This window comes from Snuella lapsa (genome assembly GCF_039539345.1).
GTDB lineage: Bacteria > Bacteroidota > Bacteroidia > Flavobacteriales > Flavobacteriaceae > Snuella > Snuella lapsa.
The window spans coordinates 1-15,845 of sequence record NZ_BAABCY010000005.1 but is presented as its reverse complement, the minus strand read 5'-3'; the positions used below and the strand labels follow the sequence as shown (position 1 = coordinate 15,845).

At 35.1% G+C, this 15,845-nt stretch carries 16 protein-coding genes; 9 read left to right on the top strand and 7 right to left on the bottom strand.

The window, feature by feature from the left end:
• Positions 1–39: 39 nt before the first annotated feature.
• Entirely contained in the window at positions 40–675 is a 636-nt protein-coding gene (locus ABD792_RS00360) for a YceI family protein (protein WP_345003703.1), read from the bottom strand.
• 172 nt (positions 676–847) lie between these two features.
• Between ABD792_RS00360 and ABD792_RS00355 the strand changes: the two genes are divergently transcribed.
• The 9 genes from ABD792_RS00355 (at position 848) to ABD792_RS00315 (ending at position 11,165) form a co-directional block, all read left to right on the top strand.
• A complete protein-coding gene (locus ABD792_RS00355) occupies positions 848–1,396 on the top strand; it encodes a nucleotide exchange factor GrpE (protein WP_345003702.1) in 549 nt (182 codons plus the stop codon).
• A 9-nt stretch (positions 1,397–1,405) separates the two neighbouring features.
• A complete protein-coding gene (gene dnaJ / locus ABD792_RS00350) occupies positions 1,406–2,521 on the top strand; it encodes a molecular chaperone DnaJ (RefSeq protein WP_345003700.1) in 1,116 nt (371 codons plus the stop codon).
• 292 nt (positions 2,522–2,813) lie between these two features.
• Complete coding sequence (locus ABD792_RS00345) at positions 2,814–3,740, top strand: ABC transporter ATP-binding protein (RefSeq protein ID WP_345003699.1); 927 nt, start codon at positions 2,814–2,816, stop codon at positions 3,738–3,740.
• Between the two features lie 3 nt (positions 3,741–3,743).
• Positions 3,744–5,057, top strand: coding sequence for an ABC transporter permease (locus ABD792_RS00340; protein ID WP_345003698.1), 1,314 nt, complete (start codon positions 3,744–3,746; stop codon positions 5,055–5,057).
• Position 5,058: 1 nt separating this feature from the next.
• On the top strand, positions 5,059–5,958 hold the full coding sequence (locus ABD792_RS00335; RefSeq protein ID WP_345003697.1) for a mechanosensitive ion channel family protein: 900 nt from the start codon (positions 5,059–5,061) through the stop codon (positions 5,956–5,958).
• A gap of 4 nt (positions 5,959–5,962) precedes the next feature.
• The gene (locus tag ABD792_RS00330) at positions 5,963–7,129 is read left to right on the top strand and encodes a sigma-54-dependent transcriptional regulator (RefSeq protein WP_345003696.1); all 1,167 of its coding nucleotides are present in this window, start codon (positions 5,963–5,965) and stop codon (positions 7,127–7,129) included.
• Positions 7,130–7,696: 567 nt separating this feature from the next.
• Entirely contained in the window at positions 7,697–8,890 is a 1,194-nt protein-coding gene (locus tag ABD792_RS00325; protein ID WP_345003695.1) for a glycoside hydrolase family 88 protein, read from the top strand.
• Between the two features lie 7 nt (positions 8,891–8,897).
• Positions 8,898–10,103 carry a DUF2264 domain-containing protein gene (locus ABD792_RS00320; RefSeq protein ID WP_345003694.1) on the top strand — a complete coding sequence of 402 codons (1,206 nt, stop codon included), beginning with the start codon at positions 8,898–8,900 and terminating at the stop codon, positions 10,101–10,103.
• A 39-nt stretch (positions 10,104–10,142) separates the two neighbouring features.
• Positions 10,143–11,165: a LacI family DNA-binding transcriptional regulator gene (locus tag ABD792_RS00315; protein WP_345003693.1), complete on the top strand. Its 1,023-nt coding sequence runs from the start codon at positions 10,143–10,145 to the stop codon at positions 11,163–11,165.
• Positions 11,166–11,171: 6 nt separating this feature from the next.
• Here the strand turns inward: ABD792_RS00315 and ABD792_RS00310 are convergent, their stop codons facing one another.
• From ABD792_RS00310 to ABD792_RS00285, 6 genes are all read right to left on the bottom strand, one after another.
• Positions 11,172–12,479, bottom strand: a complete 1,308-nt coding sequence (locus ABD792_RS00310) for a cryptochrome/photolyase family protein (RefSeq protein WP_345003692.1) — start codon at positions 12,477–12,479, stop codon at positions 11,172–11,174.
• 10 nt (positions 12,480–12,489) lie between these two features.
• Complete coding sequence (locus ABD792_RS00305; RefSeq protein WP_345003691.1) at positions 12,490–12,966, bottom strand: SRPBCC family protein; 477 nt, start codon at positions 12,964–12,966, stop codon at positions 12,490–12,492.
• A complete protein-coding gene (locus tag ABD792_RS00300; RefSeq protein ID WP_345003690.1) occupies positions 12,963–13,430 on the bottom strand; it encodes a TspO/MBR family protein in 468 nt (155 codons plus the stop codon). Before ABD792_RS00300 ends, ABD792_RS00305 begins: the two co-directional genes overlap by 4 nt.
• A 70-nt stretch (positions 13,431–13,500) precedes the next feature.
• Entirely contained in the window at positions 13,501–14,052 is a 552-nt protein-coding gene (locus tag ABD792_RS00295) for a glutathione peroxidase (protein ID WP_345003688.1), read from the bottom strand.
• A 399-nt stretch (positions 14,053–14,451) separates the two neighbouring features.
• Positions 14,452–14,667: a hypothetical protein gene (locus tag ABD792_RS00290; RefSeq protein ID WP_345003687.1), complete on the bottom strand. Its 216-nt coding sequence runs from the start codon at positions 14,665–14,667 to the stop codon at positions 14,452–14,454.
• Between the two features lie 457 nt (positions 14,668–15,124).
• The gene (locus ABD792_RS00285; protein ID WP_345003686.1) at positions 15,125–15,781 is read right to left on the bottom strand and encodes an MIP/aquaporin family protein; all 657 of its coding nucleotides are present in this window, start codon (positions 15,779–15,781) and stop codon (positions 15,125–15,127) included.
• Positions 15,782–15,845: the final 64 nt, after the last annotated feature.

Genomic DNA, 15,845 nt, shown 5'->3' with positions numbered 1-15,845 from the left:
AATCACTTTTCAGGCCTTTTTGTTCTGTTTTGTATCGCTTTATTTTGTAGCCGTAACACTAATTTTTAAATCGATATCGTCATTAATAAACTTATCGCCAAGGTTTGTAAAAAACGATTTGGACTTAAATTTAATTTCCCATTTAGATCGGTCAATTTTAAAAGTGTCACTGGTTAATGTTAGACTGTTGCCATTGTTTGTTACACTAGCAGGAAATGTTACTTTGTTTGTAATGTTTTTAACTGTTAAGTTGCCAGAAATTAGTGTTTTCCCTTCACTTTTACTTATCTCAGTAATTTCAAAAGTAGCGTTTGGGTGATTTTCTACATCAAAGAAATCGCCGCTTTTTAAATGCTTTTCCAACCTGGCATTGCTTTCAGAGTCTTTAATAGAAGTCATGTCAATGCTAAACTTACCACTTTCTATATGCCCGTTTTTCAATGTTAATTCCCCCTGTTTTAAGTTTACGGTGCCAGTATGCGAACCGGTAGGTTTGTATCCGGTCCATGTAATTGATGAGGCCGTTATATCTGCAGTGTACTTTTTAGATAGCTCCGATGCTTTTGCAACGGTTTCTACTTGAGCTATATTGTTTTCTTTTGTATTGTTTTTACATGCAATAATTGATAATGCCATAGCGCTAACAGTAAAAACTGTTATAATTCTTTTTTTCATTTTGGATTGTTTTAATGTTTAATTGTAAAGCTACAATAATTTGTCTCCATAAAAAATTAAAGAAATGTTAAACAAATTGTATAAAATATTTAGTGACATTATGGCATTTTTATAATAATGGCAGTACTTTTGCCAACTAATTTTAGTATTTGTGTAAATTTTAGATACGACAATGAGCAAAACAAAAAAAACAAACGACATAGAAAAAGAACAATTGGACAGTATTGAAAATGAAACTGTTGAAGTAGAAGAGCAAGAAGTAGAAACGCTTACAAAAGAGGAGAAGCTAGAGATTGAATTAAAACAGGAGAAAGATAAGTTTTTACGATTGTTTGCTGAATTTGAAAATTACAAGAAGCGTACTTCTAAGGAGCGTATAGATTTGTTCAAAACAGCAAGTCAGGATGTTATGGTCGCTATGTTACCTATTCTTGATGATTTTGATAGAGCCTATTCTGAAATATCCAAGACAGAGGAAAAAGAACTTTTAAAGGGTGTTGAGCTTATCAACAATAAGTTAAAAACGACGTTGGAGCAAAAGGGACTTTCTGTAATAGATGTTAAGCAAGGAGATACTTTTAATGCAGATAACCACGAAGCAATCACCCAAATACCAGCTCCGAGTGAGGATTTAAAAGGAAAGATTATAGACGTTATAGAAAAAGGGTATGTTTTGGGAGATAAAGTGATTCGTTTTCCAAAGGTTGTTATCGGACAATAAACCAGAGATATGGCTAAAAGAGATTATTACGAAGTATTAGGTGTTAGCAAGGGGGCTACGGAAGCTGAGATAAAAAAAGCATATAGAAAAAAGGCTATTCAGTACCATCCGGATAAAAATCCAGATGATAAAGAAGCTGAATCAAAATTTAAGGAAGCAGCCGAAGCATATGAGGTGTTAAGCAATACCGATAAAAAAGCGCGTTACGATCAGTTTGGTCACCAGGCCTTTGAAGGCGGCGGTGGCTTTGGCGGTGGCGGCATGAATATGGACGATATATTCAGTCAGTTTGGAGATATTTTCGGAAGTGCTTTTGGAGGTGGATTTTCTGGCTTTGGCGGTGGAGGAGGCCAGCGTCGTGTTAAGGGAAGCAATCTCCGTATTCGTGTAAAATTAACTTTGGAGGAAATAGCCAATGGTGCCGAGAAAAAGATCAAGGTAAAACGTAAGATTCAAGCACCAGGTACTACTTATAAAACGTGTACAACATGTCATGGTACCGGACAGGTAACACGTATTACCAATACGATTTTAGGTAGAATGCAAACAGCTGCTCCTTGTAATGTATGTAGTGGGGCTGGACAAATCATTGACAAAAAGCCGTCGGATGCTGATTTGCAAGGTTTAAAAATAGTTGAAGAGACAGTATCCATTAAAATTCCAGCTGGTGTAGTTGATGGCATGCAACTAAAGGTTTCCGGAAAAGGAAATGAAGCTCCAGGAAATGGTATTTCTGGCGATCTTTTGGTAGCGATAGAAGAAGTAGAACATGATAAGCTTCAACGTGAAGGTGATAATTTACATTACGATTTATATATAAGTTATCCAGATGCTGTTTTAGGGACTTCAAAAGAAATTGAGACCGTAACAGGAAAAGTGCGTATAAAAATTGAAGCAGGTATACAGTCTGGTAAAATTTTGCGCCTACGAGGAAAGGGAATTCCGAGTATTAATGGCTATGGGCGTGGCGATCTTTTGGTGCATGTTAATGTTTGGACTCCTAGAACATTAAGCAAGCAACAAAAGGACTTTTTTGAAGCCATGCAAAACGATGACCATTTTCAACCAAAACCAGAAAGTTCGGATAAGTCTTTTTTTGAAAAAGTAAAAGATATGTTCTCTTAGTTGAGCAAATCATAAAAAAAACAGTGCTCTATTTGATTTTTTTTGAGAAAGTTACAGGGCAGTTTATCCTGTTTTTGATAAAAAAAAACTATATTTGAAGTATCACTAATTAACGTTAGTGGTAATTTTTCTTTTTCATAGCAATTTTTTTCCCATCCTTAAAATTTGTTTTAAGGGTGGGTTTTGTTTTTATATCATTTATATTTAACGTGCTTTATTTCTTAAAACATATTGTTGTAGCCAAGGATATTAATTTAATATATTTACCAACAACAAGTCAATTATAAAGTGAATGAGTAACTTATTGGAGGTTAATAAGGTTTCTAAGAAATTTGGAGATTTTAGAGCATTAAATAGTGTGTCTGTTGCTGTCCCTAAGGGAAGCATATTTGGATTGTTAGGTCCTAATGGGGCAGGTAAAACAACGCTTATAAGGATTATTAACCAAATTACGATGCCAGATACAGGAACAGTGAGGCTGGATGGTGAACTCTTAAATAATGGTCATATAAAGGATATAGGTTATTTGCCAGAGGAGCGTGGACTTTATAAATCGATGAAAGTTGGTGAGCAGGCTTTATATTTGGCCCAATTAAAGGGCTTGAGCAAAGCAGAGGCCAAAGCTCGTTTAAAATATTGGTTTGAGCGTTTGGATATTGGAGATTGGTGGCATAAGAAAATACAAGAACTATCTAAAGGGATGGCTCAAAAAATACAATTTGTTGTTACCGTTTTGCACCAACCCAAGCTTTTGATTTTTGATGAACCTTTTTCTGGGTTCGATCCTATAAATGCCAATTTAATTAAAGATGAAATTCTACGCTTGCGCGATGATGGGGCAACTGTTATTTTTTCAACCCATAGAATGGAATCTGTTGAGGAGTTATGTGATGATATCGCACTTATTAATAAATCCAACAAAATACTTGAGGGTAAGCTAGTGGATATTAAAAGGCAGTATAAAATAAATACTTTCGAGGTAGGTATCAAGACCGCAGATAAATTAGGACTAGAGCAAGAGATGTCCCAAAAGTTTGATATTTCTCCAGCAAATTTTAAGACTTTGGATGATGAATTGAAATTAAACATAAAGATTTCTGAAGCCGAAACACCAAACGAATTGCTTTCGTATTTAACCTCTAGAGGTGATGTGTCCCATTTTGTTGAATTGATACCAAGTGTAAACGATATTTTTATTCAAACCGTTACGAATAACTAATTTATGAATCATTTACCGCTTATTATAAAACGCGAATATTTAACAAAAGTTAGAAACAAATCGTTTATAGTAATGACTATTCTAAGCCCAATTATTATGATTGTGCTTTTTGGGGTTGTTGCTTATTTGTCTCAGTTAAATAATGATAAGGTACGTAGTATTTCCATTCTTGATGAATCTGGTTTGGTACAAGATGCTTTTAAGGACTCAGGAAAGATTAAGTATCAGGTGTTGGATAATATGTCTTTAGGAGCTGCTAAGTTATTAGCTAAGGAAGCATCATCATATGGCCTATTGCACATAGACAAGGCAAAGGACCTCAATACATTGCCCAACCATGTTAAATTTTACTCTGAAGAAGCACCATCACTAACGTTGATTTCTGAAATGGAAAGTACGCTGGAGAAGAGGTTTACAGAAATTAAGCTTGAAAGTAATGGTGTAGATATTAATATGATTAATGCTTCAAAAACACCTGTAAATATTGCTCAGGAAAGTTTTGAAGGGGAGAAAACCTCAAAAATAGATAGTGTTGTTAAACTTATCTTTGGGGGCGCCATAGGCTATTTGTTGTTTATGTTTATTATCATTTATGGTAATATGATTATGCGTAGTGTGATTGAAGAAAAGACCACACGAGTTATTGAAGTGATTATTTCTTCAGTAAAACCAGTGCAGCTCATGCTTGGAAAAATTATTGGTACTTCGTTGGCAGGAATCACACAATTTGTGATTTGGATGTGCATAGGTGGTGTGTTAATGACCGTGGTAACAACCACTATGGGGATAGATGTGTCTGGCATGCAAAAGCAACAAGAAGAAATAATGCAACAAGCTGCAGAAAATCCTGAGTTACATATGCAAGTTCAGGATTTTATTATGGCCTTTAACCATTTACCCATAGTAAATTTGGTAGTAGCGTTTATTTTATTTTTTGCAGCCGGATATCTGTTGTACAGCTCTCTGTATGCGGCTATAGGTTCGGCTGTAGATAACGAAACAGATACCCAGCAATTTGTATTTCCAGTTTTAATGCCCTTGATACTGGCTGTTTATATTGGTCTTTTTACGGTTATTGAAGATCCACACGGTACAGTATCAGTTGTTTTTTCCTTTATACCGTTTACATCTCCAGTAGTTATGCTCATGCGTATTCCGTTTGGAGTGCCGTTATGGCAACAGTTGGTATCATTATTGCTATTAGTTGGAACGTTTATGCTTACTGTTTGGTTTGCAGCTAAAATTTATCGAGTAGGTATTTTAATGTACGGGAAAAAACCTAGCTATAAAGAATTAATCAAGTGGATAAAATATTAAAATGAATCAAGGCTTAGAGAAAATAGAAGAAACAATAAAAGAAAGTTCTATCTGGGAAAAGATCGTAAACTTTTTAGAGTTCCCTATTATTGATTACACTTACGGAACCGGTAATGATGCTTCCGAAATTATCTTTCGGGTAAGGCATGCTCTTACTATAATTATTCTTCTTATAGTGACAACCTATATTTTGAGGTGGATAAAAAGGGTCGTTACACGAAAGATGCCTAGTGAAGATAAGGCCAAATTCAATACCGTCTTTTCGTTCTCTAGATGGTTGATTTACGTTGTTGTTATCCTTATTGTTTTCGACTCTATTGGAATTAATGTAACAGCCATATTTGCGGCTTCAGCAGCTTTACTAATAGGTATTGGATTGGCATTGCAGACTTTGTTTCAGGATATTATTTCTGGGATTTTTATTCTGGTGGACCAAACAGTTCATGTTGGCGATATTATAGAGCTGGAAGGAAAGGTAGGAAGAGTAGAAGAAATTAAGCTACGTACAACAAGAGCAGTTACTATGGATAATAAAGTATTAATTATTCCTAACCATTTGTATTTAACAAATACTTTATATAATTGGACACAGAATGGAACAACAACCAGAGAATCTGTTACCGTTGGAGTTGCTTATGGGAGTGATGTACAACTAGTAAAAAAGTTACTAATTCAAGCAGCCAGTTCGCATCCACAAGTATTGAAACATCCAGAAGTTATGGTGCAGTTTACCAATTTTGGAGATAGCTCATTGGACTTTAAAGTCGTTTTTTCATTGAGTGATAGTTTTAATGCGCGTATACCACAAAGTGATATTCGTTTTGAAATAGATAGATTGTTTAGAGAAAATAACGTAAGTATACCTTTCCCTCAACGCGATATACATATTATAAACAAATAAAATTATGCCTAAAAAAATTTTAGTAATAGAAGACGAAGCTGCTATTAGACGAGTACTCATTAAAATTCTTTCTGAAGAAAGTGATACGTATCAGCTGGAAGAAGCGCAAGATGGTTTAGAAGGTGTTGAAAAAATAAAAAATGACGATTACGACCTCGTGCTTTGTGATATTAAAATGCCAAAGATGGATGGGGTAGAAGTCTTGGAAGCAGTTAAGAAGATTAAGCCCGAAATTCCTATTGTAATGATATCTGGCCATGGTGATTTGGATACGGCTGTAAATACAATGCGTTTAGGAGCTTTTGATTATATTTCTAAACCACCAGATCTTAATAGGCTTCTTAATACGGTGCGGAATGCTTTGGATAAAAAAGAACTGGTTACAGAGAATAAGCTGTTAAAAAAGAAGGTTAGCAAGAATTTTGAGATGATAGGCGAAAGTGATGCTATCACGCATATTAAAGACATTATCGAGAAGGTTGCACAAACCGATGCCAGAGTATTGATTACTGGTCCTAACGGCACGGGAAAGGAATTGGTGTCCCATTGGCTACACCAAAAGAGTGAACGCTCTAAGGGACCCATGATTGAAGTTAACTGTGCGGCTATACCTAGTGAACTTATAGAAAGCGAATTGTTTGGTCATGTTAAAGGTGCTTTTACCAGTGCCAATAAAGATCGCGCAGGTAAGTTTGAAGCCGCCAATGGTGGAACTATTTTTTTAGATGAAATAGGAGATATGAGTCTGCCAGCTCAGGCTAAGGTGCTTAGAGCTCTACAAGAAAATAGAATTCAACGCGTAGGAAGTGATAAGGATATAAAAGTAGATGTTCGTATTATTGCTGCAACAAATAAAGATCTAAAAAAGGAAATTGAGGATGGGCGATTCCGTGAAGACCTGTACCATAGGCTAGCCGTTATTTTAATTCAGGTTCCGCCTTTGAATGACCGAAGGGAAGATATTCCATTACTTATCAAGTATTTTGCCGAAAAGATAGCTAATGAGCAGGGCACTGCTACAAAAACATTTTCAGATGATGCTATTAAAATGCTTCAAAACTACGATTGGACAGGAAACATTAGAGAGCTTCGTAATGTTGTAGAGCGTTTAATCATTTTAGGAGGTAAAGAGGTTAGTGAGACCGATGTAAAGCTGTTTGCCTCAAAGTAGACACTATCTATAATAAATTAGGCTATCTTTAAAGGTAGAATTCTGGAAATTAATTTGAACTGACAGTTTTTTTAGCTTACCAGATAGCTTTTTACTATAAATCACCATAAAAAATCAAGCATAGCTACGGCTATACTTGATTTTTCTTTTTCGTGCAGTACACCAATCCATTATTTTTGTTTAGCTAATTTAAAATAGAATTGATATAAAACGTTAGCTGTAAGTGTTTAACAATTTAGCAGTTAGATATTATTAAAATAATACAATCGATTGTATTATTGTTTTAATTTGCTATATTTGTTACCTAACATAGAGTGAATATTATTAAGATAACATGAGTCTTGGATAAGAAATTTTTGTTAGTAAGTGTACCAGATCTGTGATTTGGCGTACTTTGACTACGCTAAGTAGTGCTATTGAATGCTAGAAGAATTATAGATTCAAAGTGCTTCTCGACACAAAATTATAATAGAAATAGAAGAGACATACTAACTCTTAAAGAGGACTCATGTTACGATAAGGAAATATTCAACATTTATTAATGACGTTATTTAAACTATTAAATCCATGAAAAACATTTGTTTAGCTTCAGTTTTGTTAATCTTAGCTTTCTTAAGTACGGGATGTGCAACGCATACAAAAAAATTATCTAAAGTAAGGGAGGATATTGTTAGGAAATCAGAAGCTCAGTATTCAGAATTAAACAGTATAGCCTATTCTAGTATAGCCGACAAAAATTACATGCCACGGACAGTAGCGGAGGAACAACTTCGATTGGTTTCAAGTTATGATTGGACCAGTGGCTTTTACCCTGGTGCTTTATGGTATTTATATCAACTTACGCAAGATGAAAAATGGAAAGATCGCGCTTTACTATACACTCAAAAATTAGATACCATTCAGTATTGGGAAGGTAACCATGATGTTGGGTTTATTATGGAATGTAGTTATGGAAATGCCTTAAAGGAAAAGCTTTCAAAAGATTTTGAGGCAGTTATTGTGCAAACAGCCAAATCACTTTCGGCGCGATTTAGACCCAACGCAGGTATTATACAATCCTGGAATGCTTCTAAAAAATGGAACTGCCCGGTAATTATTGACAATATGATGAATTTGGAATTATTGTTCCATGCAACAAGGATTTCAGGAGACTCAACCTATTACAATATAGCTGTTTCCCACGCAGATACAACCTTAAAGAATCACTTTAGAGAGGATAACAGCTCCTTTCATGTGCTAAATTACGACACAACAACTGGTAAGGTTTTAGGAAAATATACCCACCAAGGTTATGCAGACAACTCTGCTTGGGCAAGAGGACAAGCTTGGGGGCTGTATGGATTTACGCTTTGTTATAGGGAAACAAAGGATACTAAATATTTGGAACAGGCTTTGAGAATTGCAGACTTTATTAAAAACAATCCAGAGTTGCCAGATGATGCTGTACCGTATTGGGATTACAATGTTCCTAAAACAGGTGAAACACCAAGAGATGCCTCGGCAGCAGCAATAACAGCTTCTGCATTGTATGAATTAAGTACTTATGTAACTAAAAGAAAAAGTGATTACCTGGATTTTGCAAATAAGATCATGCTAAGCCTAAGCTCTCCAAAGTATTTTGCAGAAGCAGGAAGCAATAAAGGTTTCTTGTTAAAGCATTCAGTAGGTAGTTTACCTCATAAAGTAGAGGTTGATGTTCCATTGAATTATGCCGACTATTATTTTCTTGAAGCATTGTATAGAAGTAAAAACTTAAACTAGGATGGCTTTGAATTATATAAAAAGTATTCTGTTTTTTTTGGCATTGTCTTTTTCATTAAATGCGCAAAATGATCGGGATGTTTGGGTTTATGAGCTTACTAAAATGGCAGATCCGCTACTTTCTGCTTTAGCAGATGACGAGTTAAAGGAGAAAATGCCGATCGAACAATCTAGCTTTGAATATGGTAAAAGAGATGCGTTCGCCCATTTAGAAGCTTTTGGACGCTTAATGGCGGGGATGGCTCCCTGGTTGGAATTAGGGCCAGATACTACAAAAGAAGGGCAATTAAGGGGTAAATATACCACATTGTTTCAACATGCAATTTATAATGCAGTAAATCCTGATTCTAAGGATTATATGAATTTCGATAAAGGAAGTCAGCCACTAGTTGATGCTGCTTTTTTGGCACAAGCCTTTTTAAGGGCGCCAACCCAGCTTTGGGAACCTTTGAACGATGAAACCAAGCGAATGGTAATCGATGCTTTTAAAAAGGCGCGCACCATTTCTAACGTACCATATAATAATTGGTTGCTTTTTGCAGCAACAGTAGATGCTTTTTTGGTTAAGTTTTCTAACCATACCGATTTTATACGTATAGAATATGCCTTGCGTAAACACATGGAATGGTATGTGGGCGACGGACATTATGCAGATGGGAAATATTACCATTGGGATTATTACAATTCATTTGTAATACATCCTATGCTTATTGATGTTGTTAATGTATTGCAAGAAACCAAGCACCCTTTACAGTCTTTAAAGGTAGATATCATTGCCAGAGCACAGCGATATGCTGTTATTATGGAAAGGTTAATATCCCCCGAAGGCACTTATCCTGTTATTGGACGTTCTTCGATATATCGATTTGGAGCTTTTCAGGCACTATCGCAATTGGCACTTTTAGAACAGTTGCCTGAAGAGCTTTCTAGGGGTCAGGTACGGTCTGGGTTAACCGCTGTTATGAAACGGTTGATGCAGGCTAATGGAATCTATGACACTAATGGATGGCTGCAAATAGGTGTTGTTGGTCACCAACCAGGTATGGCAGAACCATATATTACAACAGGAAGCTTATATTTATCGTCTTTAGGCTTCTTACCACTGGGACTTACGGCAGATCATGATTTTTGGGTTTCTGAGGGTGAGCCATGGTCTATGGTGAAAGTATGGGGAGGTGATACTTCTGTAAAGAGAGATCATTATTCAAATTAAAACAAATATGTATTTTTGAGCCTCATAGTTTAATTTTTGATGAAAGAAAGTAAAACAACCATTCACGATATCGCCAGAGCTTTGCAAATTGATAGTTCAACAGTTTCCAGAGCACTTAACAATAGTCCGCGTGTTACCCAAAAAACGAAAGATAAAATTTTGGCTAAGGCAGAGGAATTGGGCTATCAGCGAAATGTATTAGCATCCAATTTACGTAAAAACGTAACATATACCATAGGGGTTGTGGTACCAAGGATATCTCGACATTTCTTTTCTTCAGCCATTCAAGGTATAGAAGAGACAGCATATCAAGCAGGTTATAATGTTATTATATGTCAGTCTCTAGAACAGTTAGAAAGAGAAAAAAAAATAGTAGAAACCTTATTAGCTAATAGGGTAGATGGTGTATTAATGTCTATTTCCATGGAAACTTTAGACTATGACCATTTACAGACTTTAAAAGGCAGTAATATTCCATTAGTTTTTTTTGACAGGCATTGTGATTTACCAGGTAACAGTAATGTGCTCATAGATGATTTTAAAGGAGGTTTTGATGCTACCCAACATCTAATAGATAAAGGATGTAAAAACATCGTTCATTTTTCAGGCCCTCAAGTATTAGAGATTTACAGAAAACGGTTTGAGGGGTATAAAGCAGCATTAGAAAAGAATGGTATTGTTTTTAGAAACGATTTGGTATTCACATCGAGGTTAATGGAACAGGAAGGGAGTGAATGTGCGAAGAAGATTATAAGTGAAAATATGGATGTTGATGGCATTTTTTCGGCAAACGATGTGGCTGCCATAGGAGCAATGAAATATTTAAAACAGCATGGCGTTAATATTCCAGATGATATTGCCATTGTAGGTTTTAGTAATGAACCTGTTTCCAGGGTTATAGAACCGTCACTAACAACCATCGACCAGCCAGGGTTTGAAATTGGTAAGGCAGCCGTTAATTTATTGTTGGAGCAGATAAACGATAAGTCACTAATAACTAAAGGGAAATCGGTTGTTTTGGAATCGAATTTAATTCCTAGAAGCTCATCCAATAAATCGTAAGCCTACTTACTGGTTGATCGCATTTTTATAGACCATTAAGCAACGCTCCCTTGCTATTTTATGGTCTACAATAGGTTTAGGATATGTAAGCTCTTGAAAATCTGGCACCCATTGTTTGATGTATTCCAGATGTTTATCAAATTTTTCAATTTGAGTTGTAGGGTTAAAAATCCGGAAGTAAGGAGCGGCATCTACACCACAACCAGCAACCCATTGCCAATTACCTATATTGCTAGCCATTTCATAATCATGGAGTTTCTCGGCAAAATATGCCTCGCCCCAACGCCAATCGACAAGCAGGTGTTTGCATAAAAAACTACCTGCAAGCATGCGAACACGATTGTGCATAAACCCAGTTTTATTTAGCTGGTGCATACCTGCATCAACTAAAGGGTATCCTGTTTTGCCTTCACACCAAGCTTTAAATTCATTTTCATTGTTGCGCCATTCAATGCGTTCGTACTGCGGTTTAAAGCTTTTTGTTTGTGTATGCGGAAAGTGCCATAAAATTTGAATAAAAAACTCACGCCATATGAGCTCTTGTAAAAATGTTTCATTTTTTTCAGCAATAGCTTTGCGTGTAACTTCTCTAACGCTTATTGTACCAAAGCGAAGATGTGGGCCTAGTTTGGATGTAGCATCTTTAGCTGGAAAATTACGTGTGCTTTCGTAGTTTTTAATTAAGTTGGGGGTTAGGGTATAGTCTTTAATTTTTTGGTGTGACTGCTTAAAGCCAATGTCAGCTAAACTTAAAAAAGGAAGGGGTGTGTCCTGAATTATGTTAGAAATGAGCGTTTTTGATGCATGATACGTTAAGTCGCGTTCGTTAAAGTTAGCTTTCCAACTTTTCATATAAGGTGTATAAACCAGATAAGGGCTACCATCACGTTTAACGATTTCATCTTTTTCATGGATAACATGATCTTTAAAAGTTTCAAGAGTTATTCCATTATTTTTTAACAAAGTTTCTACCTTAATGTCACGATCTAAAGCGTAAGGTTCATAATCGTGATTGGTAAAAACACTGTTTATATTGTAAGATTTAATGAGTTGCTTAAAGATGGCGATAGGGGTGCCGTGAAACATGGCTATGCCACAACGACTTGCTTTTTTAAGCTCATAATTAATTTTTAGTAGTGTACTGTGTATAAATGTAACGCGGGCATCATTAATGGGTAAGCGTTCTAATATATTTGGGTCGAAAATAAATATTGGAAGCACTGGATTACTACCATTTAAGGCTTGAAAAAGCCCCACATTGTCTTCCAAGCGTAAATCCCGACGAAACCAAAATATATTTATACTACCCTTCATAAGATTATTGTCAATTAGTTTCTTTGTTATAGGTGCCAAATAGTGTTTCCAACTTTTTGGAACGGTATTGAAAGATGTCTTCTAGTTTTGACTTAACTAGTATAATATGCATTAGTTGTCCTATAATACCAAAGGGAAGCTTATAATCTATTATATCTTCCATTTCTATGCCTCCATCTATATCATGTATAAAATGTTTATGATGCCACAAGGCATAGGGGCCAAAACGTTGCTCATCAACAAAATAAAGCTTATTTGTCATATGGGTAATTTCTGTAACCCAAGTGGTTTTAATACCCCAGAGAGGCGATATATGATACTGAATAATTTGACCGGCAAACATGGGTTTTTCTGCACCCGAAAGAATATTAAACCCTAAGTTATCTGGTGTAATAAGCGATAGGTTATTCGGGTTGGAGAGGAACTCCCATGCCATATCTACAGATATTGGGAGTTTTTGTTTTTTATGTAAACGATATAATTTCATCCCTGATTATTTAAAAAGATGTAGGCATTTAGAGAAGTAGCCAGACAAAGCCAGATTAAATAGGGCAGAATTAACAAACTTTTGAATTTCATTTCTTTTCTAAAGGCAAAAAAGAATATCATTATAATTACTGTTAATAAAGTTATGGTTGTTAACCCCAAACCAATGTTATGTTGATTAAAAAAGATAAAATTCCAAACAATATTAAGAAGCCATTGTAGCATATAAAGTAACAGAACTTTAAGGTTTGCGTTAAGGTTGTACAAAAAGGCCATGAAGATCGAAAAGCAAATCATAATAACTGTCCACGTTACCCCAAAAACCCATCCCGGAGGTGTCCAAGGTGCTTTATTTAAATGTATATACCAATTGGTCTGTGGCCCATTGTTCATTAACCAACTGCCTAAATATAAGGCGGTAAAATTTAGAATTAGAAAGACAATAATAAACTTAGCTAGTTTCATGTTTTTGGTTGCAGGTGTGATTCGAAATACAATCTTTTCGCTGGGGCAAGTAATATTGAGTTATAAATACTTATTTTAAATGCCTTGTGATCTTTTCACTTAAAGGGTTGGTCATAGAATAAAAAAAGTCTATGAGAGTACCGTTTTTTGAAATGAGATATTTCTGAAAATTCCACTTTACGGTGGAGTTAGCTTTTCCATTTTTAGATTTTTGAGTAAGCCATTGGTATAAAGGATGCTGTTTTTCGCCTTTAACCTCTATCTTTTCGGTCATTAAAAATGTCACACCATAATTTTGTGAGCAAAAGGACTGTATTTCCTTAGCTGTTCCTGGCTCTTGATTACCAAATTGGTTACAGGGTACACCAATAACCATTAATTTGTCCTGATACGTATCATAGAGTTTCTGTAACTCTTTATACTGACCTGTAAAACCACATTCAGATGCCACATTTACAAAAAGAATATATTTACCTTTAAAAGCCGATAAATCAATCGGCTCTCCTGTTAAAGCATTTATTTTTATCTCATATAAATCTTTATTAGGGTCTGGAGAATTCTTTACGGAAACAGGTGTTGTAAAGATGGATAGAACGATACAAGGAAGCAAAAACGAATTCATAGTGTTTAATTAAATTTAAATTTAGTTAAACAAAAATAATGAATTATTCTATAAAAAACTCATTTGAATACCTAAACTTTGACTTTTATTTGTGTAAAATACGCTATTTACTAAGTATTTAAATAGAATCATTAGCCTCCAAAGCTTTTGAAGCAAGACCACTTACTGCTAGATAAAAGACAAGACAACTTTAAGAATTTATCTTTTTGTGAATAAAAGCACTTTTTAAAAATAGAGAAATTTTAACTTATAGAAAATAAACCAGTCTAATTTCTTAAGTCTAAAAGCGTAGCTGACTTAAGTCAATCTTTAGGGTGAATTAAATATTTAAAGAGGGAGGTGTGTAGTAAGGTTTAATATTCTAAAATTAAGTTCAGTTTCGTTACCTACAGCAATTATTTAAGGCCTGCCTTTAAGACGCTTTTCTATTTTTTGTTTAATAACCGTTAGGCGTTTCATTAAATCCATGATTTCTGGATCTTTATCTTTTTTGTAAATCTTGTTTAAACTTAAAATTAGGTCTTTAACTTCTCTGGAAGACTCAATACGTTCACTTGTGGTTTTAAAGGTATGTTTACGTTGCTCAAATGCTATTGCTTTGTCAAAAATTGTCATAAATATCTTAAATAAGATTAAAAATGTGGCTTAGATACCACTTTTAAAAGTGTTATAAAGTTACAAAGTAATAAAATCTATAAAAATAGACTGTTTTTTGAAGTTTGTTTTAAGTAAAAATTAATATTCTATCCGTTTTATTAACGTTTCTTTAATAAAAATCGAAGTAATTGAAAACGTGTCAAAGCAATTTTTGTAGTATTTGAGAACTTATAGTAATTGTTGTGTATTTTGGATTAAGCTAGTTTCAAATATGTCTTCGAATTAGTTGACCTTTACAAGTTCGAGTAATTTTGAGGAATGAAAAATCGTATCGAAAACTTTTTATGTGCAAAATTCTTAATTATCGGTACAAATTTCACTTATTTCAATTGTGAGATCCACGCAAATTGACATGGCTTTATCAAGATGCACGGTTTATTGCAATTAAAAGTTATGTTGGACTAGCCATGTTTTTCTAGCAACAATTATCATCTTTAACCAGTTTGCAGCTTGACACAGCTGTGAGTGCTCCTAGTATTGGTGCAGTAATATACAACCACAAGTACTGAAAATTTCCCGTAACCAGAGCTGGCGCTATAGAGCGAACGGGGTTCATGGAGGCTTTGGTCATGGGGCCTGCGAACATGGCTTCCAAAAGAATTACACCTCCAACAGCAATTGCCGCCATTGTACCTATTTCTTTACTACCTGTTGATACATTAATAATAACCACCATAAGAAAAAAGGTTAACAGGAACTCTAAAATAGCAGCTTTGTATGCAGGAAAACCACTGGCAGGAGTAGTTTCTCCTAAGAACTGGCTCTCAGGAAATAAAAAGGATAAGAGTAGGCAAGCTATAATGGCTCCAATGGCTTGAGATAGTAGATACTTAGGAACCTGTTGCCAGGAAAATTTTTTTGCATAAGCAAAGGCAATAGATACTGCAGGGTTGAAATGCGCTCCAGAAATTTCCCCAAAGGCATAGATCATTGCCATTACAATAAGTCCCCACGTAATAGCAACACCTGCGTGAGAAATGCTACCATTGGTTATTTCATTTATGGTCATCGCGCCACATCCACAAAATACCATTGCAAATGTACCTATCATTTCGGCGTAATACTTTTTCACACGAATAAATTTAAGTTAAACATTTAATTTTCAATATTTTATACAATTATCAGTTAAGGACACC

Excerpts from the sequence above, each read along its gene's own strand:
- ABD792_RS00305 (WP_345003691.1), bottom strand. The coding sequence starts at position 12,966 with ATGAAATTATATCGTTTACATAAAAAACAAAAACTCCCAATATCTGTA.
- ABD792_RS00330 (WP_345003696.1), top strand. The coding sequence starts at position 5,963 with ATGCCTAAAAAAATTTTAGTAATAGAAGACGAAGCTGCTATTAGACGA.
- ABD792_RS00310 (WP_345003692.1), bottom strand. The coding sequence starts at position 12,479 with ATGAAGGGTAGTATAAATATATTTTGGTTTCGTCGGGATTTACGCTTG.
- ABD792_RS00295 (WP_345003688.1), bottom strand. The coding sequence starts at position 14,052 with ATGAATTCGTTTTTGCTTCCTTGTATCGTTCTATCCATCTTTACAACA.
- ABD792_RS00290 (WP_345003687.1), bottom strand. The coding sequence starts at position 14,667 with ATGACAATTTTTGACAAAGCAATAGCATTTGAGCAACGTAAACATACC.
- ABD792_RS00325 (WP_345003695.1), top strand. The coding sequence starts at position 7,697 with ATGAAAAACATTTGTTTAGCTTCAGTTTTGTTAATCTTAGCTTTCTTA.
- ABD792_RS00300 (WP_345003690.1), bottom strand. The coding sequence starts at position 13,430 with ATGAAACTAGCTAAGTTTATTATTGTCTTTCTAATTCTAAATTTTACC.
- ABD792_RS00355 (WP_345003702.1), top strand. The coding sequence starts at position 848 with ATGAGCAAAACAAAAAAAACAAACGACATAGAAAAAGAACAATTGGAC.
- ABD792_RS00335 (WP_345003697.1), top strand. The coding sequence starts at position 5,059 with ATGAATCAAGGCTTAGAGAAAATAGAAGAAACAATAAAAGAAAGTTCT.
- ABD792_RS00315 (WP_345003693.1), top strand. The coding sequence starts at position 10,143 with ATGAAAGAAAGTAAAACAACCATTCACGATATCGCCAGAGCTTTGCAA.
- ABD792_RS00360 (WP_345003703.1), bottom strand. The coding sequence starts at position 675 with ATGAAAAAAAGAATTATAACAGTTTTTACTGTTAGCGCTATGGCATTA.
- ABD792_RS00340 (WP_345003698.1), top strand. The coding sequence starts at position 3,744 with ATGAATCATTTACCGCTTATTATAAAACGCGAATATTTAACAAAAGTT.
- dnaJ (WP_345003700.1), top strand. The coding sequence starts at position 1,406 with ATGGCTAAAAGAGATTATTACGAAGTATTAGGTGTTAGCAAGGGGGCT.
- ABD792_RS00345 (WP_345003699.1), top strand. The coding sequence starts at position 2,814 with ATGAGTAACTTATTGGAGGTTAATAAGGTTTCTAAGAAATTTGGAGAT.